This window comes from Salmonella sp. 741265055_HSA (assembly GCF_046569525.1).
GTDB lineage: Bacteria > Pseudomonadota > Gammaproteobacteria > Enterobacterales > Enterobacteriaceae > Salmonella > Salmonella enterica.
Genome location: NZ_JBKFSQ010000016.1, coordinates 68,140 through 92,259, shown reverse-complemented (window position 1 = coordinate 92,259; position 24,120 = coordinate 68,140). Strand labels below are relative to the sequence as shown.

The following is a 24,120-nucleotide window of genomic DNA, read 5'->3' as shown; positions in this document are numbered from 1 at the left end:
CACGCTTAGCAGGTGAGTTATTGGAATTTCAGGCAGGGCAATGTTACAACGACGCAAAAATAAAGGCGACTTATAGTCGCCTTTTTTACTTTTGTTACTGATTTGTAAAAACTATTTGCTCGCGTCGGCCAGACCATCGAGATAGCGTTCAGCATCCAGCGCCGCCATACAGCCCGTACCTGCAGAGGTGATCGCCTGACGGTAAATATGATCCATGACGTCACCCGCCGCGAATACGCCAGGGATGCTGGTTTGTGTGGCGTTGCCATGGGTGCCGGACTGAACTTTGATATAACCATTTTCCAGCTCAAGCTGGCCTTCGAAGAGCGCCGTGTTTGGGCTATGACCGATGGCTACGAAAAGTCCGGCGATGTCCAGCGTCTCAATATTGTCGCTTTGCTGCGTGTCGCGAAGACGCAGACCAGTAACGCCCATCTGATCGCCGGTCACTTCTTCCAGCGTCCGGTTGGTGTGCAGGATGATATTGCCATTTTCGACTTTATCCATCAGGCGCTTAATGAGGATTTTTTCAGCGCGGAAACCGTCACGGCGATGGATAAGGTGCACTTCCGAAGCGATGTTGGACAGATAAAGCGCTTCTTCAACCGCGGTGTTGCCGCCGCCGATCACCGCCACTTTCTGATTGCGGTAGAAGAAACCGTCGCAGGTTGCGCAGGCGGAAACGCCGCGCCCTTTAAAGGCTTCTTCCGATGGCAGCCCCAGATAGCGCGCGGAAGCGCCGGTCGCAATGATCAACGCATCACAAGTGTACTCTGCGCTGTCACCTGTCAGACGGAACGGACGATTTTGCAGATCCACTTTGTTGATGTGATCAAAGATTATCTCGGTTTCAAATTTTGCCGCATGTTCATGCATGCGTTCCATCAGTAGCGGGCCGGTCAAATCGTTTGGATCGCCGGGCCAGTTTTCCACTTCCGTCGTGGTCGTCAGTTGACCGCCTTTTTCCATACCGGTAATAAGTACCGGCTGTAAATTTGCGCGCGCGGCATACACCGCCGCGGTATATCCCGCCGGTCCTGAGCCCAGAATAAGCAGCTTACTGTGTTTGGTCGTGCCCATGAGATCCCCATAGTTGTTGGCAGACAATGAGCAGAATTGTAGGGAATTTACAGACGTAAAAAAAGAGCATAACGATTTTGTTAACAATATGTGTAATAGCATGAACCGATGAACGACCGCGACAGCGACGTTATCATCACAAATTTTACTTAAAATTGGTAACTTATAAGATGACGAAATGACAGTTTACCGCCCTCTCTAATGAATAACTGGCATGTTGTACTAAAAATCGATGTTTTGCTTTGACAATCACCTGCTGTTTTGCGAAAACATTCGAGGAAGAAAAAAACTGTGTTATGTATGTGCTGCATAATCATGCATGTAAATACCATGTTTACCGGGCTAGTGAAATCTACGCATGGCGTGGACAGACGCCATTCGTGATGTCGATAGCTGCCGCGAGGCAACGGTCTTCTCACCATAGACCAGGCATTGCGCGCCGTTAATCCCTCTGGGTTTCGGTCTATTGTGATGGGCAGCGACTCTGAACAGTGATGTGAGTAGAGTCAGGCAGGAGTAGGGAAGGAATACAGAGAGACAATAATAATGGTAGATAGCAAGAAGCGCCCTGGGAAAGATCTCGACCGTATCGATCGTAACATTCTTAATGAACTGCAAAAGGATGGGCGTATTTCCAACGTCGAGCTTTCTAAACGAGTAGGACTTTCGCCGACACCTTGCCTTGAGCGTGTGCGTCGGCTGGAGCGACAGGGGTTTATCCAGGGCTATACGGCGCTGTTGAACCCGCATTATCTGGATGCATCACTTCTGGTATTCGTTGAGATTACCTTAAATCGCGGCGCGCCGGATGTGTTTGAACAGTTTAATGCTGCCGTGCAAAAGCTTGAAGAGATTCAGGAGTGTCATTTGGTTTCCGGCGATTTCGACTACCTGTTGAAAACCCGTGTACCGGATATGTCAGCGTATCGAAAACTATTGGGAGAGACGTTGCTGCGCTTGCCAGGTGTGAACGACACCCGAACTTACGTAGTGATGGAAGAGGTAAAACAGAGTAATCGTCTGGTTATTAAGACACGCTAACACGGAACAGGTGCAAAATCGCCGTAGTTTGATTACACTCCTGTTAATCCATACAGCAACAGTGCCGGGGCAACCCGGTGCTGTTGTCCGTTTTAGCATCGGGCGGGAAAAGCCTGGAACCTGGAGAGCCTTTTTTGAGCCAGGAATATACTGAAGACAAAGACGTCACATTGACGAAGTTAAGCAGCGGGCGCCGACTTCTGGAAGCGTTGTTGATACTTATTGCCCTTTTTGCCGTCTGGTTGATGGCGGCCTTGTTGAGCTTTAACCCTTCGGACCCCAGTTGGTCGCAAACCGCCTGGCATGAACCCATCCATAATTTAGGCGGCGCGCCGGGCGCGTGGCTGGCCGATACACTGTTCTTTATTTTTGGCGTAATGGCCTACACCATCCCTGTCATTATTGTCGGCGGGTGCTGGTTTGCGTGGCGTCATCAGTCTACGGATGATTACATCGACTATTTTGCTGTGTCGCTACGCCTTATCGGCGTGCTGGCGCTGATTCTCACTTCCTGCGGTCTGGCAGCCATTAATGCCGACGATATCTGGTATTTCGCCTCTGGCGGCGTCATTGGCAGCCTGTTAAGCACCACGCTGCAGCCGTTGTTGCATAGTAGCGGCGGAACGATAATGCTTCTCTGTATTTGGGCTGCCGGGCTGACGCTCTTTACCGGTTGGTCCTGGGTTAGTATCGCCGAAAAATTAGGCGGCTGGCTGCTTAATATACTGACCTTCGCCAGCAACCGTACCCGGCGTGATGATACGTGGGTTGACGACGAAGAGTATGATGACGAATACGATGAAGAAACCGACGGCGTGCAGCGTGAATCTCGCCGGGCGCGTATTTTGCGCGGCGCGTTGGCGCGTCGTAAGCGACTGGCTGAAAAATTCAGCAATCCACGGGGCCGTCAGACCGATGCCGCGCTCTTTTCCGGCAAACGGATGGATGATGACGAGGACATTCAGTATAGCGCGCGCGGCGTCGCTGCCGATCCCGACGACGTTCTGTTTTCGGGCAACCGTGCGACGCAGCCGGAATATGATGAATATGATCCGCTGTTAAACGGCCATTCTGTCACCGAACCGGTCGCCGCCGCTGCGGCTGCAACTGCCGTCACCCAGACGTGGGCAGCGTCCGCCGATCCCATAATGCACACGCCGCCTATGCCGGGGGCTGAGCCGGTTGTCGCGCAACCGACCGTGGAGTGGCAGCCCGTACCGGGACCGCAAACCGGCGAACCGGTTATCGCACCTGCGCCGGAGGGGTATCAGCCGCATCCGCAATATGCTCAACCGCAGGAGGCGCAAAGTGCGCCGTGGCAGCAACCTGTGCCTGTCGCTTCCGCGCCGCAATACGCCGCGACGCCAGAGACCACCGCAGAATATGAATCTCTTGCGCCGCAGGAAACACAGTCGCAATGGCAGACGCCGGATGCGGAACAACACTGGCAGTCGGAGCCGCCCCATCAGCCGGAGCCGATAGCGGCTGAACCTTCCCACATGCCGCCGCCGGTTATCGAACAGCCGGTTGCCACCGAGCCTGAACCTGGCATAGAAGAAATCAGACCCGCCCGTCCTCCGCTTTACTATTTTGAAGAGGTGGAAGAGAAACGCGCCCGTGAGCGCGAACAACTGGCGGCATGGTATCAACCGATTCCGGAGCCGGTAAAAGAGAACGTGCCGGTCAAACCTACGGTATCTGTCGCGCCGTCCATACCGCCAGTGGAAGCGGTAGCCGCCGCCGCGTCGCTTGACGCAGGTATTAAGAGTGGCGCCCTGGCAGCAGGCGCCGCGGCCGCTGCGCCTGCATTTGGTCTGGCTACCGGCGGCGCGCCGCGTCCGCAGGTGAAAGAGGGAATTGGTCCGCAGCTGCCGCGTCCGAACCGCGTTCGCGTGCCGACCCGACGGGAACTGGCGTCGTACGGTATTAAGCTGCCGTCGCAGAGGATTGCAGAAGAAAAAGCCCGCGAGGCGGGGCGCAATCAGTACGAGACGGGCGCGCAGCTAACAGATGAAGAAATAGATGCAATGCATCAGGACGAGTTAGCCCGTCAGTTTGCGCAGTCGCAGCAGCATCGTTATGGTGAGACGTATCAGCACGATACTCAACAGGCAGAAGATGACGATACCGCTGCGGAAGCTGAATTAGCCCGCCAGTTTGCCGCTTCGCAACAGCAGCGCTATTCCGGCGAGCAACCCGCTGGCGCGCAGCCGTTCTCACTGGACGATCTTGATTTCTCGCCAATGAAAGTATTGGTTGATGAAGGTCCGCACGAACCGCTGTTCACGCCGGGTGTCATGCCCGAATCAACGCCTGTTCAGCAACCGGTCGCGCCGCAGCCGCAGCCGCAGTATCAGCAGCCGGTAGCGCCTCAGTCTCAGTATCAGCAGCCGCAACAGCCGGTAGCGCCTCAGCCACAGTACCAGCAGCCGCAACAGCCGGTAGCGCCGCAGCCGCAGTATCAGCAGCCGCAACAGCCGGTAGCGCCTCAGTCGCAGTATCAGCAGCCGCAACAGCCGGTAGCGCCTCAGTCGCAGTATCAGCAGCCGCAACAGCCGGTAGCGCCTCAGTCGCAGTATCAGCAGCCGCAACAGCCGGTAGCGCCTCAGTCGCAGTATCAGCAGCCGCAACAGCCGACAGCGCCGCAAGACAGCCTGATCCACCCGCTGTTGATGCGTAACGGCGACAGTCGTCCATTGCAGCGTCCGACGACGCCGCTGCCTTCGTTAGATCTTCTGACGCCGCCGCCGAGCGAAGTTGAACCGGTAGATACCTTTGCGCTGGAGCAAATGGCGCGTCTGGTTGAAGCGCGTCTGGCGGATTTCCGCATTAAAGCTGATGTGGTGAACTATTCGCCAGGCCCGGTCATTACTCGCTTTGAACTGAATCTGGCCCCGGGCGTTAAAGCGGCGCGTATCTCCAACCTTTCCCGGGATCTGGCGCGTTCATTGTCAACGGTAGCCGTACGCGTTGTGGAAGTCATTCCAGGCAAACCTTACGTAGGGTTGGAATTGCCGAACAAGAAACGGCAAACCGTTTATCTGCGCGAAGTGTTGGATAACGCCAAATTCCGCGAGAATCCGTCGCCGCTTACCGTGGTGTTAGGTAAGGATATCGCGGGCGATCCGGTAGTGGCGGATCTGGCGAAAATGCCTCACCTGCTGGTGGCCGGTACGACCGGTTCCGGTAAGTCGGTCGGGGTTAACGCCATGATCCTCAGTATGCTGTATAAAGCGCAGCCGGAAGACGTTCGCTTTATCATGATCGACCCGAAAATGTTAGAACTCTCGGTCTATGAAGGTATACCGCATCTGCTGACAGAAGTTGTTACCGACATGAAAGACGCGGCTAACGCGTTACGCTGGAGCGTCAATGAGATGGAGCGTCGCTATAAGCTGATGTCCGCGCTCGGCGTGCGTAATCTGGCTGGGTATAACGAGAAAATCGCCGAAGCGGCCCGCATGGGACGTCCGATTCCGGACCCGTACTGGAAGCCGGGCGACAGTATGGATGTTCAGCATCCGGTTCTGGAAAAACTGCCGTATATCGTGGTACTGGTTGATGAATTTGCCGACCTGATGATGACCGTCGGTAAAAAAGTTGAGGAGCTGATCGCGCGTCTGGCGCAGAAAGCGCGCGCCGCGGGGATTCACCTGGTACTGGCGACGCAGCGTCCGTCGGTCGATGTGATTACTGGTTTAATTAAAGCCAACATTCCAACCCGTATCGCTTTTACCGTATCCAGCAAGATCGACTCCCGCACCATTCTTGATCAGGGTGGCGCTGAGTCGCTATTGGGAATGGGGGACATGCTCTATTCCGGACCAAACTCCACCATGCCGGTACGTGTCCATGGGGCGTTTGTGCGTGACCAGGAAGTCCATGCAGTGGTGCAGGACTGGAAAGCGCGCGGTCGTCCGCAATATGTGGATGGCATTACCTCCGACAGCGAAAGCGAAGGTGGCGGTGGCGGTTTTGACGGCGGCGAAGAATTAGATGCGCTATTCGATCAGGCCGTTAATTTCGTCACCCAGAAGCGTAAAGCGTCCATTTCCGGCGTTCAGCGTCAGTTCCGCATCGGCTATAACCGTGCGGCGCGTATTATCGAACAGATGGAAGCGCAGGGTATTGTCAGCGCTCAGGGGCATAACGGTAATCGTGAAGTGCTGGCTCCGCCGCCTTTTGAGTAAACCTGTAAGCCGGATGGCGCTGTGCAGGCTGCCATCCGGCAACAAAATTCAGTATTTTCTTCTTTCCTCATGCTGATTTTTGGCCTGGAATAGAAAGCAAAAGGAGCTCCTGGTCGGGAGTGTCGAAACCTGAGGAATAATGATGAAAAAAATGGCAATCGCCTGTGCATTACTTTCAAGCGTTGTAGCCAGCAGCGTATGGGCTGACGCCGCCAGCTCTCTGAAAAGCCGCCTGGATAAAGTGAGCAGCTTTCATGCCAGCTTTACTCAAAAAGTCACCGATGGCAGCGGTGCTGCGGTGCAGGAGGGACAGGGTGATTTATGGGTTAAGCGGCCAAATTTATTCAACTGGCATATGACGCAACCTGACGAGAGTATTCTGGTTTCTGACGGCAAAACGTTATGGTTCTATAACCCGTTTGTAGAACAGGCTACCGCCACGTGGTTGAAAGATGCCACCGGAAATACACCGTTTATGCTGATTGCCCGCAACCAGGCCAGCGACTGGCAGCAGTATAATATTAAGCAGGATGGCGATAATTTTGTGCTGACGCCGAAAGCCAGCAACGGCAATCTGAAACAGTTCACCATCAATGTGGGACGCGACGGGACTATCCACCAGTTTAGCGCCGTAGAACAAGACGATCAGCGTAGCGCCTATCAGCTAAAATCCCAGCAAAACGGCGCTGTTGATCCGTCAAAATTTACGTTTACTCCGCCGCAAGGGGTAACGATAGACGACCAACGTAAGTAGAGGCGATGAGTGAGCAATCTGTCGCTCGATTTTTCTGATAATACGTTTCAACCGCTGGCCGCGCGAATGCGGCCGGAAAATTTAGCGCAGTATATCGGCCAGCAGCATTTGCTGGCCGCAGGTAAGCCGTTGCCTCGCGCTATTGAGGCCGGTCATCTGCACTCCATGATTTTATGGGGGCCGCCAGGGACGGGGAAAACCACGCTCGCTGAAGTGATCGCCCGCTACGCCAGCGCCGATGTCGAGCGTATTTCCGCCGTCACTTCTGGGGTAAAAGAGATTCGCGAAGCTATCGAGCGCGCCCGCCAGAATCGTAATGCCGGTCGCCGTACCATCCTGTTTGTCGATGAAGTGCATCGCTTTAACAAAAGCCAGCAGGACGCCTTTTTACCGCATATCGAAGATGGCACTATCACCTTTATCGGCGCGACCACGGAAAATCCCTCTTTTGAGCTGAACTCGGCGCTATTGTCGCGAGCGCGGGTCTATCTACTGAAATCGTTGTCCACTGACGATATTGAGCAAGTACTGGACCAGGCGATGCAGGACAAAACGCGTGGTTACGGCGATCAGGATATCGTGTTACCGGATGAAACACGGCGAGCGATTGCTGAGCTGGTCAATGGCGACGCGCGGCGCGCCTTAAATACGCTGGAAATGATGGCCGATATGGCGGAGGCGGATGATAGCGGCAAACGCGTTTTATTGCCCGCCTTGTTGACCGAGATCGCCGGCGAACGCAGCGCGCGTTTTGATAACAAAGGCGATCGCTTCTACGATCTTATTTCCGCCTTACATAAATCAGTGCGCGGCAGCGCGCCGGATGCCGCCCTCTATTGGTATGCCCGTATCATTACCGCGGGAGGCGATCCGCTGTACGTGGCGCGTCGCTGCCTGGCGATTGCCTCGGAAGATGTGGGTAATGCCGATCCGCGCGCGATGCAGGTCGCTATTGCCGCGTGGGATTGTTTCACCCGCGTCGGTCCGGCTGAAGGCGAAAGGGCGATCGCGCAGGCTATCGTTTATCTCGCCTGCGCGCCGAAGAGCAACGCCGTCTATACCGCCTTTAAGGCTGCGCTGGCCGACGCGCGCGAACGCCCTGATTATGACGTTCCTGTCCATCTGCGTAATGCGCCAACCAAACTGATGAAAGAGATGGGCTATGGCCAGGAGTACCGCTATGCCCACGATGAGCCCAATGCCTATGCTGCGGGTGAAGTGTACTTCCCGCCGGAAATCGCGCAAACGCGCTATTATCATCCGACAAATCGTGGTCTGGAAGGCAAGATTGGCGAAAAGCTCGCCTGGCTGGCTGAACAGGATCAAAATAGCCCCACAAAACGCTACCGCTAGTGTAAACGTTGCGGTAAGGTTATCTCTAAATATGATGCTCCAGGTATCATGGCGTTGATGATGAATCTCGTTATGCCTGATAGCACGTTGCTTATGAGGTCCGCGGGTATAGCGCAATGGATGCGTTGTTGCTGTCGTCGGTCAGGTAAGGCGAAAACGTCGCTATTACGTAAACGCGGTTTACGTTCATCAATACAATCAGAGGCGATCATCAATTGATCGCGTTTCCTTTTATTATTCGATAAGCACAGGATAAGCATGCTCGATCCCAATCTGCTGCGTAATGAGCCAGACGCAGTCGCTGAAAAACTGGCACGCCGGGGCTTTAAGCTGGATGTAGATAAGCTGCGCGCTCTTGAAGAGCGTCGTAAAGTTTTGCAGGTCAACACGGAAAACCTGCAGGCGGAGCGTAATTCTCGATCGAAATCCATCGGCCAGGCGAAAGCGCGCGGGGAAGATATCGAGCCTTTACGCCTGGAAGTGAATAAACTGGGCGAAGAGCTGGATGCGGCGAAAGCCGAGCTGGATACCTTGCTGGCGGAGATCCGCGATATCGCGCTGACCATCCCAAACCTGCCTGCGGATGAAGTGCCGGTAGGTAAAGATGAAAACGACAACGTTGAAGTCAGCCGCTGGGGTACCCCGCGTGAGTTTGATTTTGAAATCCGCGATCACGTCACCTTAGGGGAAATGCACTCCGGCCTCGACTTTGCCGCTGCGGTTAAGCTGACCGGCTCCCGTTTTGTGGTGATGAAAGGACAGATTGCGCGTATGCATCGCGCATTGTCGCAGTTCATGTTGGATCTGCATACGGAACAGCACGGCTATAGCGAAAACTACGTGCCGTATCTGGTTAACCACGACACGCTGTATGGCACCGGTCAACTGCCGAAATTCGCAGGCGACTTGTTCCATACCCGTCCGCTGGAAGAAGAAGCAGACAGCAGCAACTATGCTTTGATCCCGACGGCGGAGGTTCCGCTGACCAATCTGGTACGCGATGAAATCATCGACGAAGATCAGCTGCCGATTAAAATGACGGCGCATACGCCTTGTTTCCGTTCTGAAGCAGGTTCTTATGGTCGTGATACCCGTGGCCTGATTCGTATGCATCAGTTTGACAAAGTGGAGATGGTGCAGATCGTTCGCCCGGAAGATTCTATGGCGGCGTTGGAAGAGATGACCGGCCATGCGGAAAAAGTGCTCCAGCTACTGGGACTGCCGTACCGTAAAATCATTCTGTGTACTGGCGATATGGGCTTCGGCGCCTGCAAAACCTATGACCTCGAAGTCTGGGTTCCGGCGCAGAATACCTACCGCGAGATCTCTTCCTGCTCTAACGTTTGGGACTTCCAGGCGCGTCGTATGCAGGCACGCTGTCGTAGCAAGTCCGACAAAAAGACCCGTCTGGTCCATACCCTGAATGGTTCTGGTCTGGCGGTAGGCCGTACCCTGGTGGCCGTGATGGAAAACTATCAGCAGGCTGATGGTCGCATTGAAGTGCCGGAAGTCTTACGTCCGTACATGAACGGACTGGAATATATCGGCTAATCCTCGCCTTCTCCTCTTCTAAAAAGCGCCTTCGGGCGCTTTTTTTTATGCCAGTTTGATACCGGACAATAATCCCTACCCTATTAGGGGTAATACTGATTTCGAATGAAGGTCAGTTTTTAACACTATTTTTCTACTTTTTCGATATATATCAGACTTTATAGCGAGGTTATCGCTATATAAAACTCTATACATCGTTTTATTGTTTTTTTATTGTGAGCAGCAGAGTGAGCCCTTATGAAAACTAAGATCCCTGATGCCGTGCTGGCAGCCGAGGTGAGCCGTCGTGGTTTAGTCAAAACCACCGCGATAGGCGGCCTGGCGATGGCCAGTAGCGCATTTACCCTGCCATTTACCCGCATCGCTAACGCCGCAGAGGCGATAAGCCCGGCGAAAACCGGCGAGAAAGTCGTCTGGAGCGCCTGTACGGTAAACTGTGGCAGCCGTTGTCCGCTACGTATGCATGTTGTGGATGGCGAAATCAAATATGTAGAAACGGATAATACCGGAAACGATGATTACGATGGCCTGCACCAGGTTCGCGCCTGCCTGCGCGGTCGTTCTATGCGTCGTCGCGTCTATAACCCTGATCGGCTCAAGTATCCGATGAAGCGCGTCGGCGCGCGCGGCGAAGGTAAATTTGAGCGTATTAGCTGGGACGAAGCCTACGATATCATTGCCACCAATATGCAGCGTCTTATCAAAGAGTATGGCAACGAGTCCATTTATCTGAACTATGGCACGGGAACGCTGGGCGGTACTTTGACACGTTCATGGCCGCCGGGAAAAACGCTGGTCGCTCGTCTGATGAACTGCTGCGGCGGTTATCTTAACCACTACGGTGATTACTCTTCCGCGCAAATCGCAGCGGGTCTGAACTACACCTATGGCGGCTGGGCGGATGGCAATAGTCCATCCGACATTGAAAACAGTAAGCTGGTGGTGTTGTTTGGCAATAACCCTGGCGAAACCCGCATGAGCGGGGGCGGTGTAACGTATTATCTTGAACAGGCGCGGCAGAAATCAAACGCGCGGATGATCATTATCGATCCTCGTTACACCGACACCGGCGCCGGTCGCGAAGATGAGTGGATTCCGATTCGTCCAGGTACCGATGCGGCGCTGGTCAATGGTCTGGCATATGTCTTAATCACCGAGAACATGGTCGATCAGCCGTTCCTGGATAAATATTGCGTCGGTTATGACGAAAAAACCTTGCCTGCCAGCGCGCCGAAAAACGGTCACTACAAAGCCTATATTCTGGGCCAGGGTAAAGACGGTATCGCGAAGACGCCGGAGTGGGCGGCGAAAATTACCGGTATTCCGGCAGATCGCATTATTAAACTGGCGCGAGAAATCGGCAGCGCTAAACCCGCCTATATTTGCCAGGGGTGGGGGCCACAGCGTCATGCTAATGGAGAAATCGCCACGCGCGCCATCTCGATGCTGGCGATCCTGACGGGTAATGTTGGGATTAACGGCGGTAACAGCGGCGCGCGCGAAGGGTCTTATGCTCTGCCATTTGAACGTATGCCCACGTTGGAAAACCCGGTTGAAACCAGCATCTCCATGTTTATGTGGACCGATGCCATTGAACGCGGCCCGGAAATGACGGCGCTGCGTGATGGCGTGCGGGGGAAAGATAAGCTGGACGTGCCGATCAAAATGATCTGGAACTATGCTGGCAACTGTTTGATTAACCAGCACTCTGAGATTAACCGCACCCACGAAATCCTGCAGGATGACAAGAAATGCGAAATGATCGTCGTTATCGACTGTCATATGACTTCGTCGGCAAAATACGCCGATATTCTGTTACCGGATTGCACTGCTTCTGAGCAGATGGACTTTGCGCTGGATGCCTCCTGCGGGAACATGTCTTACGTTATCTTCACTGACCAGGCGATTAAACCGCGCTTCGAGTGTAAGACGATTTATGAGATGACCAGCGAACTGGCGAAACGTCTTGGCGTGGAACAACAGTTTACCGAAGGACGGACGCAAGAAGAGTGGATGCGTCATCTGTACGAACAGTCGCGTAAATCCATTCCGAATCTGCCCACCTTTGAGGAGTTCCGTAAGCAAGGCATCTTCAAACAGCGTGACCCCGAAGGCCACCATGTCGCCTATAAAGACTTCCGCGAAGATCCGCAAGCGAATCCACTTACAACGCCATCGGGCAAGATTGAAATCTATTCACAGGCGTTGGCGGATATCGCCGCCACCTGGGAGCTGCCGGAAGGCGACGTGATCGATCCATTACCGATCTACACGCCAGGTTTTGAAAACTATAACGATCCGCTAACGGATAAATTCCCGCTGCAGTTGACGGGTTTCCACTATAAAGCGCGTGTACATTCCACTTATGGCAACGTAGACGTACTGAAAGCCGCCTGTCGCCAGGAAATGTGGATTAACCCCATGGATGCGCAGAAACGCGGTATCAACAATGGCGATAAAGTCCGCATCTTCAACGATCGCGGCGAAGTACATATCGAGGCTAAAGTGACGCCGCGCATGATGCCGGGCGTGGTCGCCCTGGGAGAAGGCGCATGGTATGACCCGGATGCAAAACGCGTGGATCAGGGCGGATGTATTAACGTACTGACGACCCAACGTCCTTCTCCGCTGGCGAAGGGGAACCCGTCACATACGAACCTCGTTCAGGTTGAAAAGGCGTAAGGAGTAACCGATGACAACCCAGTATGGATTTTTTATTGATTCCAGCCGTTGCACCGGTTGCAAAACCTGCGAACTGGCCTGCAAGGACTACAAAGATTTGACCCCGGATGTCAGCTTCCGCCGCATTTATGAGTATGCGGGCGGCGACTGGCAGGAAGATAACGGCGTCTGGCACCAGAACGTCTTTGCCTATTATCTCTCCATTTCATGCAACCACTGCGAAGACCCGGCCTGTACCAAAGTCTGCCCGAGCGGCGCGATGCACAAGCGCGATGACGGTTTTGTGGTGGTGAACGAAGAGGTCTGTATCGGCTGCCGCTACTGCCACATGGCCTGCCCGTACGGCGCGCCGCAGTACAACGCGGCCAAAGGTCATATGACCAAGTGCGACGGCTGTTATGACCGGGTGGCGGAAGGCAAGAAACCGATTTGCGTGGAATCCTGCCCGCTGCGGGCGCTGGATTTTGGCCCGATAGACGAACTGCGTAAAAAACACGGTGAGCTGGCTGCCGTCGCGCCGTTGCCGCGCGCGCATTTCACGAAGCCGAATATTGTGATTAAACCCAACGCCAACAGCCGCCCGACCGGGGACACCACCGGTTATCTGGCCAATCCGAAGGAGGTATAAGATGGGAAGTGGATGGCATGAATGGCCGTTGATGATCTTCACGGTCTTTGGTCAGTGCGTGGCCGGTGGTTTTATTGTTCTGGCTCTGGCGCTGATGAAGGGCGACCTGCGCGCGGAAACGCAGCAGCGGGTGATCGCCTGTATGTTTGGTCTGTGGGTGCTGATGGGGATTGGCTTTATCGCCTCGATGCTGCATCTGGGCTCGCCGATGCGCGCGTTTAACTCGCTTAACCGCGTGGGTGCTTCCGCACTGAGCAATGAAATTGCCAGCGGCTCGGTGTTTTTTGCGGTCGGCGGGATTGGCTGGCTGTTGGCGGTACTGAAAAAGCTGCCGCCGGCACTGCGCACACTCTGGTTGATTATCACGATGGTACTGGGCGTCGTCTTCGTCTGGATGATGGTACGCGTCTATAACAGCATCGATACAGTACCGACCTGGTATAGCTTCTGGACGCCGCTGGGCTTCTTCCTGACGCTCTTTATGGGTGGCCCGTTACTGGGTTATCTGCTGCTGCGCATCGCGGGCGTGAACGGTTGGGCGATGCGTCTGTTGCCTGCGGTTTCGGTGCTGGCGCTGGTGGTTATTGCCATTATGGTGGCCATGCAGGGCGCGGAACTGGCGACGATTCACAGTTCCATTCAGCAGGCGTCTGCTCTGGTGCCGGATTATGGCTCGCTGATGGCCTGGCGTATGGTGCTGCTTGCGGCGGCGTTGTGCTGCTGGATTGTGCCACAGTTAAAAGGGTATCAACCTGCGGTACCGTTGCTCTCTGTCGCCTTCATTCTGATGCTGGCGGGGGAATTGATTGGCCGCGGCGTATTCTATGGGCTGCATATGACCGTGGGCATGGCGGTAGCCAGCTAACATACTGCTGCTTATCCGGCAGTGGAGTAAAACCGGGGCTTTCGCCCCGGTGTTCTATTTCTGTTTCGTCAACGTATCATAGCTGGTCATCAAATTGCGATAATCCGGAATGTGATTGGAAAACAGCGTAGCCAGACCTGCGATATCGTTTCGCCAGTCCCGGTGTAATTCACACGCGATGCCAAACCACGTCATCAACTGAGCACCAGCCTGGGACATGCGATCCCACGCGGAATGGCGGGTAATTTCATTAAATGTGCCCGACGCATCGGTCACAACAAAGACCTCAAAACCTTCCTCAATGGCCGACAGCGCGGGAAATGCCACGCATACCTCGGTGACGACGCCCGCAATAATTAATTGCTTTTTACCAGTTGCTTTGACTGCATTAACGAAATCTTCATTATCCCAGGCATTGATATTCCCAGGACGTGCAATATAAGGGGCATCCGGAAACTGTGCTTTTAACTCCGGAACCAGCGGCCCGTTAGGCCCGGTTTCAAAACTGGTGGTCAGAATGGTTGGCAGGTTGAAGTATTTTGCTAAATCTCCGAGGGCGAGCACATTATTCTTAAACTTATCCGGTTCGATATCCCGAACCAGCGAAAGCAAACCGGCCTGATGATCAACCAGCAGCACGGCGGCATCATTTTTATCGAGACGAACATAAGGTCTGGCCATTATCTTCTCCATTGGAAGGGGAGTGAGGTAGCAAAAGTCTTGTGATGTAGCCTTTACCTGAAAGCATAGACCGGAAAAACGCGTCTGCAGGAACCATGAAATTTTTCGACTGAACAAAACGCCGATTTTGTGGGTTAGATCAATAAAAACAAGGGGATGAATTTTTAGCCTTTCAATATATTCACGTACAGAATCAGTAAATCAAATCGATAGTCTCAAAACTTGCGAATCGCCCATGCGGAGCCGATTGACAATGTTTCTGGCGATGGCATGATGCGCATGAAATTTGAACTTCCTCACGGTTTTTATTCATGTCCACCTATACCCGTCCCGTCATGCTTTTGCTGTGCGGGCTACTTTTGTTGACCCTGGCCATTGCGGTACTGAATACGCTTGTGCCGTTGTGGCTTGCTCAGGCAAACCTTCCTACCTGGCAGGTGGGGATGGTCAGTTCGTCTTATTTTACCGGCAATCTGGTCGGGACGTTATTTACCGGGTATTTAATTAAACGCATTGGGTTTAACCGTAGCTATTATCTTGCCTCGCTGATCTTCGCCGCGGGCTGTGTCGGGTTGGGCGTGATGGTGGGGTTCTGGAGCTGGATGAGCTGGCGTTTTATTGCCGGCATCGGCTGCGCCATGATTTGGGTTGTTGTCGAAAGCGCGTTGATGTGCAGCGGAACCTCGCATAATCGCGGGCGCCTGCTTGCTGCCTATATGATGGTCTATTACATGGGGACCTTCCTTGGACAATTATTGGTCAGTAAAGTGTCTGGTGAATTGCTGTACGTCCTTCCCTGGGTTACCGGAATGATTCTGGCGGGAATTCTGCCACTACTCTTTACCCGGATTGTAAATCAGCAAACGCAGACACGTCATTCCTCTTCTATTAGCGCCATGCTGAAGCTACGCCAGGCGCGTCTTGGCGTGAATGGTTGTATTATTTCCGGCATTGTTCTTGGTTCATTATATGGTCTGATGCCGTTATATCTGAAGCATCAGGGGATGGCTAACGCCAGCATTGGTTTCTGGATGGCGGTGCTGGTGAGCGCCGGTATTTTGGGGCAATGGCCAATGGGACGTCTGGCGGACAAATTTGGTCGCTTGCTGGTGTTACGCGTACAGGTATTCGTTGTCATACTCGGCAGTATTGCTATGTTAACCCAGGCGGCGATGGCGCCAGCTCTGTTTATTCTGGGGGCGGCGGGTTTTACGCTTTATCCCGTTGCAATGGCCTGGGCCTGTGAAAAAGTCGAACATCACCAGCTTGTGGCAATGAACCAGGCGCTGCTGTTAAGTTATACGGTAGGGAGCCTGTTGGGGCCGTCTTTTGCTGCGATGTTAATGCAGAATTATTCAGATAATCTGCTGTTTATTATGATCGCCAGCGTATCGTTTATTTATCTGCTGATGCTGTTACGTAACGCCGGCCAGACGCCCAATCCTGTCGCCCATACCTAACTGTTCTCTGAATCGTATGCAGGACGTGAGTCTTGCATACTCTTTGTTTATGTTTTACGTAAAATAATTGACCTGCATAATTTTCTTGCTTTGCTGAAAAATAAAATGTGTCGAAGGTTATAATTTTGCGTTCCTCTATTTTCTCTCTTCGTCTTTACCGCGCATAATTCCCCGCTTCATTTATAGTAATAGCATTGTGTTCACGAAGGATCGCGTTATGCCGAATGTGCAGGAAAAACAGTTGCGATGGTACAACATCGCCTTGATGTCGTTTATTACCGTTTGGGGATTCGGCAATGTTGTCAATAACTATGCTAACCAGGGGTTAGTGGTTGTCTTCTCCTGGGTGTTTATTTTTGCGCTCTATTTTATTCCTTATGCCTTAATCGTGGGGCAACTGGGCTCAACCTTCAAAGAGGGAAAAGGGGGCGTCAGTACATGGATTAAGCATACGATGGGGCCGGGGTTGGCTTACCTTGCGGCATGGACTTATTGGGTCGTGCATATTCCTTACCTGGCGCAAAAGCCGCAGGCGATACTCATTGCATTGGGATGGGCTTTAAAAGGCGATGGCTCGTTGATAAAAGAATATACCGTCGTTGCCTTGCAGGGGCTGACGCTGGCATTGTTTGTTTTCTTTATGTGGGTTGCTTCCAGGGGGATGAAATCGCTAAAGGTTGTTGGGTCTGTGGCCGGAATTGCCATGTTTATCATGTCAATTTTATATGTTGTGATGGCAGTGACCGCGCCAGCAATTACAAACGTTGAAATTGCGACCGCAAACATCACCTGGCAGTCATTTATTCCTCATATCGATTTTACCTATATCACCACCATCTCTATGTTGGTCTTTGCGGTTGGTGGGGCGGAGAAGATCTCGCCTTACGTCAACCAGACGCGGAATCCAGGAAAAGAATTCCCGAAGGGGATGCTCTTTTTAGCCGTCATGGTTGCGGTCTGTGCTATCCTCGGTTCGTTGGCGATGGGAATGATGTTTGATTCCCGGCATATACCTGACGATTTAATGACCAATGGGCAATATTACGCATTTCAGAAATTGGGTGAGTATTACCATATGGGTAATGCATTAATGGTGATTTATGCCATTGCCAATACTCTGGGGCAAATCGCCGCGCTGGTGTTTTCTATTGATGCGCCACTAAAAGTATTGCTGGGTGATGCAGACAGTAAATATATCCCGCAGCGCTTATGTCGTACTAACGCTTCAGGTACGCCAGTTAACGGTTATTTGCTGACATTGGTGTTGGTCGCTATCTTGATTATGTTGCCAACGCTTGGCATCGGCGATATGAACAACCTGTACAAATGGCTGCTTAATCTCAACTCAGTTGTTATGCCGCTGCGCTATCTGTGGGTATTTGTCGCCTTTATTGCTGTCATTCGACTGGCACAAAAGTACAAACCCGAATATGTGTTTATTCGCAACCGGGCGTTGGCGTTAACTGTGGGAATATGGTGTTTTGCCTTCACCGCGTTTGCCTGCCTTACCGGTATTTTCCCCAAAATGGAGGCGTTCACGCCGGAGTGGACATTCCAGCTGACGTTGAACATCGTGACGCCTTTTGTCCTGGTCGGGTTGGGATTAATTTTCCCACTGCTGGCGCGTAGAAACACATAACGACGCTCTTTTCCACGGCGCTCCTGCCAGGCGAGCGCCTTTTAAGGTTGCAGGTGCCTGGGTTCCAGGCGGAGACAACGGTATTAACAGGCGCCGGGGCAGCAATAGTTGTCAGACCTTCAACTCAGCAGCAGATAAGTTTAATTCCTGGTAAGCGCAATATTGTTAACCAGGCCTGTCTGACGGCAGGGTCGGGTATTTTAGCGGTAAGAGCGTTATCCAGACAGCATAACGGCTACCGTCATGGGTAGCCGTTTAAAAGCGGGTAAGATAGCAGGCGATTAATACATCACTTTATGACCATACTGCTCAAGAATACCCTTTACACGCTCCATGGTCTCTTTTTTAGGCGGCTTTACGCCGTCCAGTTTATATTCTTCGCCCATTGCCACCCATTTATGTTTGCCCAGCTCATGATAGGGCAGCAGTTCGATTTTTTCGACATTCCCCATATCGCGGGTAAACTCACCCAGGCGATGCGCGGAATCATCGTCGTCAGACCAGCCGGGAACGACAACGTAACGGATCCAGACCTTCACATTTTTCTTTGATAAATACTGCGCGAATTCCAGCGTCCGGTGATTAGAGACACCGACCAGATTCTGGTGGATCTCATCATTCATCTGCTTGAGATCGAGCATCACCAGATCGGTAACGTCCAGCAGTTCATCAATCACCGGGTCATAACGGCGCACAAAGCCATTGGTGTCGAGACAGGTGTGGATACCTTCTTTTTTACAGGCGCGAAACCAGTCGCGTACAAATTCTGCCTGCAAAATGGCCTCGCCGCCGGATGCCGTCACGCCGCCGCCAGAAGCATTCATAAAATGCCGATAGGTCACCACCTCTTTCATTAAGTCTTCAACGGTGATTTCTTTACCGCCATGCGTATCCCATGTGTCGCGATTATGGCAATACAGGCAGCGCATCAGGCAGCCCTGGAAAAAGGTAATAAAGCGGATGCCTGGGCCATCAACGGTGCCACAGGATTCAAAGGAGTGAATGCGACCAATAACCGGCTTTTTATCAGCAGTTACTGCAACACTTTCATTTGTAATACAATCGGTTAAGTTACTCATATCGCTTCGGCTAGCTCTAAATAACATGGGGTTTATGGACACATTCCGGGCATGTTGAGCACCCTGTTAAGGGGGTTGCATCCTGTAAAAAAGCGGTACTGCGAGCGTAAATTTTGGACTACAGAATGTGTGGCTGTTCCAGAATGTGCTGCAATGGAGCTATTTTACCTCTATTCAGTATAAAATATACGGCAAATCTATGCTGCATAACTTGCACCGCCAGAAATTCTGGCTCATTAATCAGCCCAGTACCTCTGTTTAACGCCCGAACCGCAATACATACTGCAAGTGTATCATCCATAGCGCCCTGGTTTTGCTGTTTATGATCCACCTCTTTTTTCGAATGGTTGGCGCCGTTTTGTTGTGGTCAGAACGAAAATAATTCTCAACATAATTCAGATGTGTCCAAAGAACGTTATGCCTGTCCAGTGCCTGGCGTTGCATTCAACGTGTTATCAGGTGTAAATCTGATGCCATTTCTAAACCCGGACTGATTCAATCTCTTAAATAGAGTGAATGAGAGCAACGGATTGGATTTTGCTTTCGCGGTAAATAATCAAGGGAGTTATTATGCCAGTTACGTTAAGTTTTGGTAATCATCATCACTATGAAATTAATCATTCACGGCTAGTCCGTTTGATGAATTCTGATAAAGAACAAGCGCTATACATGGGGGTATGGGATAGATTTAAGGACAACTTCAGAACACAAAAAAAACAAGAGGTGCTGAAGGTATTATATACACTCATCCATGGATGTGAACGTGAAAATCAAGCTGAACTTAATGTTGATATAGTCGGCATGGAGAAGATACATGCCTTTGTACAATTAAAACAATACGCTGATCCATCCCAACAAGAGCGCTTTGTTATGCGTTTTGATATGAATCAGACACAAGTTTTATTTGAGATTGATGGCAATGTTATTGATAAAATTAATTTGCATCGTCTCCTCAACGTTTCAGAACACTGTATTTTTAAAGTGATGGAAGAAGATGAAGAAGAGTTGTTTTTTAAAATATGTACTAAGTATGGAGAAAAAATTTCTCGCTATCCTGAATTATTAGAAGGCTTTGCTAATAAACTTAGAGGGGCAGTTAATGAGGATGATGAAATTAGGGATGAAGTTTATAAGCTTATGCGATCTGGAGAAAATCGAAAAATGGCATGTGTTGAATGGAATGGTACGCTTACTGAGGATGAGATGGATAAACTACGCTGTCTTCAAATGGGGTCTTTTGAGATTTCTACCCAATTTTGTAAAATAGGTTACTGGGAATTAGAGGAGGAGGAAGTCCTGTTTGATATGTTTCATCCAACACTTATCTATCTGCTACATGGATATATACCGTCATTGTTATGTGATTTTACAAAAGCTAACACCATGCTGTTTTCTGATGTATTAAATAAGGATTATGATGAGTATCAAAATAATAAAAGAGAAATTGATGCTATTCTGAGAAGAATATATAGATTACATAATAACACTTTATTTATAAGTAAAAATTCTGGTTGTCGAAATATGCTTTTATAAAAATTAAAAAGGCCCCACAGACATGGAGCCTTTTTTGTACGCTTTTTATAGCGTAATTTCAGTCAAACCCATTACATGGTCTGCGTGAAGGTGCGAGTAATAACGTCCTGCTGCTGTTCTTTCGTCAGGGAGTTAAAACGTACTGCGTAACCAGATACACGGATGGTCAGCTGCGGATATTTTTCCGGATGTTCCATCGCGTCCAGCAGCATTTCACGGTTCATGACGTTGACGTTCAGGTGCTGACCGCCTTCGATGGACGCTTCGTGGTGGAAGTAACCATCCATCAGACCTGCCAGGTTAGTCTTACGAACTTCGTCGTCTTTACCCAGTGCGTTCGGAACGATAGAGAAGGTATAAGAAATACCATCTTTCGCGTAAGCAAACGGCAGTTTAGCAACGGAGGTCAGAGAAGCGACAGCGCCTTTCTGGTCACGACCATGCATCGGGTTAGCACCAGGTCCGAACGGCGCGCCAGCGCGACGACCATCCGGGGTGTTACCGGTTTTCTTACCATACACAACGTTAGAGGTGATGGTCAGAACAGACTGCGTCGGGATAGCGCCACGGTAGGTGGTCAGTTTCTGAATTTTCTTCATGAAACGTTCTACCAGGTCAACTGCCATGTCATCTACACGAGCGTCGTTGTTACCAAACTGCGGATATTCGCCTTCGATTTCGAAGTCGATAGCCAGACCATCTTCGTCACGAATCGGTTTAACTTTCGCATATTTGATGGCAGACAGGGAGTCAGCCGCAACGGACAGACCTGCGATACCACACGCCATGGTGCGGATAACGTCACGGTCGTGCAACGCCATCAGAGAGGCTTCGTAGCTGTACTTGTCGTGCATGTAATGGATAACGTTCAGCGCGGTGACATACTGTTTAGCCAGCCAGTCCATGAAGTGATCCATGCGATCCATCACTTCGTCGAAGTTCAGAACATCGCCTTTGATCGGTTCGGATTTCGGACCAACCTGCATTTTCAGTTTTTCATCAACGCCGCCGTTGATTGCGTACAGCATGGTTTTCGCCAGGTTTGCACGCGCGCCGAAGAACTGCATTTGTTTACCAACGATCATCGGGCTTACGCAGCACGCGATAGCATAGTCATCGTTGTTGAAGTCCGGACGCATCAGGTCATCGTTCTCGTACTGCAGAGAAGAAGTGTCGATGGACACTTTTGCGGCGAATTTTTTGAAGTTCAGCGGCAGTTTTTCAGACCACAGAACGGTGATGTTCGGCTCCGGGGACGGCCCCATGGTGTACAGGGTGTTCAGGAAGCGGAAGCTGTTTTTGGTGACCAAAGTACGGCCATCAACGCCCATACCACCGATAGATTCGGTTGCCCAAATCGGGTCGCCGGAGAACAGTTCATCATATTCAGGAGTACGCAGGAAGCGAACCATACGCAGTTTCATGACCAGGTGGTCAATCATTTCCTGTGCGTCTTGCTCGGTGATTTTGCCTGCTTTCAGGTCACGTTCGATGTACGCATCCAGGAAGGTGGATACACGACCGAAGGACATTGCTGCGCCGTTCTGAGATTTAACCGCAGCCAGGTAGCCGAAGTAAGTCCACTGGATTGCTTCCTGAGCGTTAGTCGCCGGACCAGAGATATCGCAGCCGTATTTAGCCGCCATTTCTTTGATCTGACCCAGAGCGCGGTGCTGTTCAGCGATTTCTTCACGCAGACGGATAGTCGCTTCCAGATTTACGCCGTTTTCCAGATCGGATTGCAGAGACGTAAACTGCGCAAATTTGTCTTTCATCAGGTAGTCGATACCGTACAGCGCTATGCGACGGTAGTCACCGATGATACGGCCACGGCCATACGCATCCGGCAGACCGGTCAGAACGCCAGATTTACGGCAACGCAGGATGTCCGGAGTATAAACGTCGAATACACCCTGGTTGTGGGTCTTACGGTATTCGGTGAAGATTTTTTTGAGCATCGGGTCCAGCTCGCGATTGTACGCTTTGCAGGAACCTTCAACCATTTTGATGCCGCCAAACGGAATGATCGCACGCTTCAGCGGAGCTTCAGTCTGCAGACCAACAATTTTCTCAAGCGCTTTGTTGATGTAGCCAGCGTCGTGAGAAGTGATGGTGGAAGCAACGGAGGTGTCAAAGTCAACAGGCGCGTGAGTGCGGTTTTCCTGTTTAACGCCTTCCATTACGCTGTCCCACAGCTTGGTGGTCGCGTCAGTAGCGCCAGCCAGGAAGGACTCGTCACCCTCATACGGAGTGTAGTTTTTCTGAATGAAGTCACGGACGTTTACTTCATTCTGCCAGTCACCTTTGGTAAAACCTTCCCAGGCTGTGGCTAACTTTTCATTAAGCTCGGACATGTAACACCTACCTTCTTAAGTGGATTTTTTATTTACTGCGTGTAATGGGCATCAACAGATTAATGATGCTCGTTACCACGCAGGTAAATGACCCAGTATGTCAACCCGACCAACAAACCGCCGCCGATAATATTACCGATCGTGACCGGAATCAGGTTATCAGTGATGAAGCTCATCACGGTCAGGTGAGAAAAACTTTCCGGAGACGAACCAACCGCGGTCCAAAACGCCGGTGTAGCGAAATCGCGTATTACAATACCCATAGGAATCATAAACATGTTTGCGATACTGTGCTCAAAACCGCTGGCGACAAACATGGCGACGGGCAGTACCATGATGAACGCTTTGTCCATCAGGCTACGACCTGAGTAGCTCATCCACACGGCCAGACAAACCATCAGGTTCGCCAGAATACCGAGGCAGACAGCTTCAATAAAAGTGTGGTGCATTTTGTGGTCGGCGGTTTGCAGGACGTTAAGTCCCCATTGACCGTTGGCAGTCATATACTCGCCGGAAAGCCACATCAGTAACACGAAAAGCAGAGCGCCAATCAGGTTACCAAAATAGACGTTTAACCAGTTTTTAGCCAGTTGCCCCCAGGTGATGCGACCGCTAGCTTTAGCTACAACGATCAGAACAGTAGAGGTGAAAAGATCAGCGCCGCAAATAACACAGAGAATCAGTCCCAAAGAGAAACAGATACCCCCGATAAGTTTCGCCATGCCATAAGGCATCGCGCCAGTACCGGTTGTCGCAGTAATATAAAAAACAAAGGCAATTGAAATGAATACGCCGGCGGTAATCGCCAGATAGAAAGTCTTAAGCGGATGTTTCGTTGCTTTATAGACGCCTGCTTCTTCAGCCACTTTGGCCATTGCTGCAGGGAGTAAAAGGTCAAAAGGGTTGTCAGCTTTCACACTAACTCTCTCTTTATTAAGTCGGCGACGAGATACTAACAAAGCATTATAGATGAGAATTTGATATAGATCATATCTCGCCTGGCTTATAGGCCCGTAAATCGCATGGCTTTTATGCAATTACGGTGTAACTTTTTGATTATCCTAATAAAAATAAATTTTAAAAATTATAAATAGAGTTGAATTTTTTCCTGGCTCCTCCTGCTGCACGGTTAATTAATATGGAGTAATCAACAAATAAAGTAACACCACTATGTCAATTAATTTAATATCAACAACCAATATTTAACCTGGCTATTACATTTTTCGCCGT

The 24,120-nt window shown here is 51.3% G+C and carries 16 protein-coding genes and 1 pseudogene; 11 read left to right on the top strand and 6 right to left on the bottom strand.

The features are described from left to right. Nucleotides 1–111 precede the first annotated feature (111 nt). A complete protein-coding gene (gene trxB, locus ACLD4K_RS11165) occupies nt 112–1,080 on the bottom strand; it encodes a thioredoxin-disulfide reductase (RefSeq protein ID WP_000537406.1) in 969 nt (322 codons plus the stop codon). A gap of 546 nt (nt 1,081–1,626) precedes the next feature. Here trxB and lrp point away from each other — a divergent pair. The 8 genes from lrp to ACLD4K_RS11125 all read left to right on the top strand — a co-directional run bounded on the left by lrp (nt 1,627) and on the right by ACLD4K_RS11125 (nt 14,144). Further along, nucleotides 1,627–2,121: a leucine-responsive transcriptional regulator Lrp gene (gene lrp / locus ACLD4K_RS11160; protein ID WP_000228469.1), complete on the top strand. Its 495-nt coding sequence runs from the start codon at nt 1,627–1,629 to the stop codon at nt 2,119–2,121. 134 nt (nt 2,122–2,255) lie between these two features. Continuing rightward, complete coding sequence (gene ftsK / locus ACLD4K_RS11155; RefSeq protein ID WP_411011867.1) at nt 2,256–6,311, top strand: DNA translocase FtsK; 4,056 nt, start codon at nt 2,256–2,258, stop codon at nt 6,309–6,311. A 142-nt stretch (nt 6,312–6,453) separates the two neighbouring features. Then, nucleotides 6,454–7,065: an outer membrane lipoprotein chaperone LolA gene (gene lolA, locus ACLD4K_RS11150; protein WP_001663765.1), complete on the top strand. Its 612-nt coding sequence runs from the start codon at nt 6,454–6,456 to the stop codon at nt 7,063–7,065. 9 nt (nt 7,066–7,074) lie between these two features. Beyond that, nucleotides 7,075–8,418, top strand: coding sequence for a replication-associated recombination protein RarA (gene rarA / locus ACLD4K_RS11145; protein ID WP_183059711.1), 1,344 nt, complete (start codon nt 7,075–7,077; stop codon nt 8,416–8,418). Between the two features lie 258 nt (nt 8,419–8,676). Further along, nucleotides 8,677–9,969 carry a serine--tRNA ligase gene (gene serS / locus ACLD4K_RS11140; protein ID WP_000886697.1) on the top strand — a complete coding sequence of 431 codons (1,293 nt, stop codon included), beginning with the start codon at nt 8,677–8,679 and terminating at the stop codon, nt 9,967–9,969. Between the two features lie 237 nt (nt 9,970–10,206). After that, complete coding sequence (dmsA, locus tag ACLD4K_RS11135) at nt 10,207–12,651, top strand: dimethylsulfoxide reductase subunit A (protein ID WP_411011866.1); 2,445 nt, start codon at nt 10,207–10,209, stop codon at nt 12,649–12,651. A 10-nt stretch (nt 12,652–12,661) separates the two neighbouring features. Beyond that, nucleotides 12,662–13,279 carry a dimethylsulfoxide reductase iron-sulfur subunit DmsB gene (gene dmsB, locus ACLD4K_RS11130; protein WP_000213069.1) on the top strand — a complete coding sequence of 206 codons (618 nt, stop codon included), beginning with the start codon at nt 12,662–12,664 and terminating at the stop codon, nt 13,277–13,279. 1 nt (nt 13,280) lies between these two features. Then, nucleotides 13,281–14,144: a dimethyl sulfoxide reductase anchor subunit family protein gene (locus tag ACLD4K_RS11125; RefSeq protein ID WP_138010068.1), complete on the top strand. Its 864-nt coding sequence runs from the start codon at nt 13,281–13,283 to the stop codon at nt 14,142–14,144. Nucleotides 14,145–14,198: 54 nt separating this feature from the next. On the opposite strand, the gene ycaC is transcribed toward ACLD4K_RS11125, so the two are convergent. Further along, nucleotides 14,199–14,825 carry an isochorismate family cysteine hydrolase YcaC gene (ycaC, locus tag ACLD4K_RS11120; RefSeq protein WP_000113739.1) on the bottom strand — a complete coding sequence of 209 codons (627 nt, stop codon included), beginning with the start codon at nt 14,823–14,825 and terminating at the stop codon, nt 14,199–14,201. A gap of 311 nt (nt 14,826–15,136) precedes the next feature. On the opposite strand from ycaC, the gene ACLD4K_RS11115 reads away from it, so the two are divergent. Continuing rightward, on the top strand, nt 15,137–16,285 hold the full coding sequence (locus tag ACLD4K_RS11115) for an MFS transporter (protein ID WP_183059713.1): 1,149 nt from the start codon (nt 15,137–15,139) through the stop codon (nt 16,283–16,285). A 217-nt stretch (nt 16,286–16,502) separates the two neighbouring features. Next, the gene (locus ACLD4K_RS11110) at nt 16,503–17,924 is read left to right on the top strand and encodes an APC family permease (RefSeq protein WP_411011865.1); all 1,422 of its coding nucleotides are present in this window, start codon (nt 16,503–16,505) and stop codon (nt 17,922–17,924) included. A gap of 281 nt (nt 17,925–18,205) precedes the next feature. Here the strand turns inward: ACLD4K_RS11110 and pflA are convergent, their stop codons facing one another. Together pflA and ACLD4K_RS11100 are read right to left on the bottom strand one after the other, a co-directional pair. After that, nucleotides 18,206–19,003: a pyruvate formate lyase 1-activating protein gene (pflA, locus tag ACLD4K_RS11105; RefSeq protein WP_000067928.1), complete on the bottom strand. Its 798-nt coding sequence runs from the start codon at nt 19,001–19,003 to the stop codon at nt 18,206–18,208. A gap of 118 nt (nt 19,004–19,121) precedes the next feature. Further along, nucleotides 19,122–19,452, bottom strand: a pseudogene (locus ACLD4K_RS11100) (cytoplasmic protein); the annotation flags it as partial. Between the two features lie 121 nt (nt 19,453–19,573). Between ACLD4K_RS11100 and sopD2 the strand changes: the two are divergent. Further along, nucleotides 19,574–20,536, top strand: a complete 963-nt coding sequence (gene sopD2 / locus ACLD4K_RS11095; protein WP_411011864.1) for a type III secretion system effector SopD2 — start codon at nt 19,574–19,576, stop codon at nt 20,534–20,536. A gap of 71 nt (nt 20,537–20,607) precedes the next feature. On the opposite strand, the gene pflB is transcribed toward sopD2, so the two are convergent. Further along, nucleotides 20,608–22,890 carry a formate C-acetyltransferase gene (gene pflB / locus ACLD4K_RS11090; protein WP_183059716.1) on the bottom strand — a complete coding sequence of 761 codons (2,283 nt, stop codon included), beginning with the start codon at nt 22,888–22,890 and terminating at the stop codon, nt 20,608–20,610. A 59-nt stretch (nt 22,891–22,949) separates the two neighbouring features. Continuing rightward, on the bottom strand, nt 22,950–23,807 hold the full coding sequence (gene focA, locus ACLD4K_RS11085; protein ID WP_183059717.1) for a formate transporter FocA: 858 nt from the start codon (nt 23,805–23,807) through the stop codon (nt 22,950–22,952). Between the last annotated feature and the right edge of the window lie 313 nt (nt 23,808–24,120).

Bases quoted from the DNA above. Each gene is read 5' to 3' on its own strand.
- ycaC (WP_000113739.1), bottom strand. From the start codon at position 14,825: ATGGCCAGACCTTATGTTCGTCTCGATAAAAATGATGCCGCCGTGCTG.
- ACLD4K_RS11125 (WP_138010068.1), top strand. From the start codon at position 13,281: ATGGGAAGTGGATGGCATGAATGGCCGTTGATGATCTTCACGGTCTTT.
- ACLD4K_RS11115 (WP_183059713.1), top strand. From the start codon at position 15,137: ATGTCCACCTATACCCGTCCCGTCATGCTTTTGCTGTGCGGGCTACTT.
- pflB (WP_183059716.1), bottom strand. From the start codon at position 22,890: ATGTCCGAGCTTAATGAAAAGTTAGCCACAGCCTGGGAAGGTTTTACC.
- dmsB (WP_000213069.1), top strand. From the start codon at position 12,662: ATGACAACCCAGTATGGATTTTTTATTGATTCCAGCCGTTGCACCGGT.
- serS (WP_000886697.1), top strand. From the start codon at position 8,677: ATGCTCGATCCCAATCTGCTGCGTAATGAGCCAGACGCAGTCGCTGAA.
- lrp (WP_000228469.1), top strand. From the start codon at position 1,627: ATGGTAGATAGCAAGAAGCGCCCTGGGAAAGATCTCGACCGTATCGAT.
- lolA (WP_001663765.1), top strand. From the start codon at position 6,454: ATGAAAAAAATGGCAATCGCCTGTGCATTACTTTCAAGCGTTGTAGCC.
- ACLD4K_RS11110 (WP_411011865.1), top strand. From the start codon at position 16,503: ATGCCGAATGTGCAGGAAAAACAGTTGCGATGGTACAACATCGCCTTG.
- sopD2 (WP_411011864.1), top strand. From the start codon at position 19,574: ATGCCAGTTACGTTAAGTTTTGGTAATCATCATCACTATGAAATTAAT.
- pflA (WP_000067928.1), bottom strand. From the start codon at position 19,003: ATGAGTAACTTAACCGATTGTATTACAAATGAAAGTGTTGCAGTAACT.
- trxB (WP_000537406.1), bottom strand. From the start codon at position 1,080: ATGGGCACGACCAAACACAGTAAGCTGCTTATTCTGGGCTCAGGACCG.
- dmsA (WP_411011866.1), top strand. From the start codon at position 10,207: ATGAAAACTAAGATCCCTGATGCCGTGCTGGCAGCCGAGGTGAGCCGT.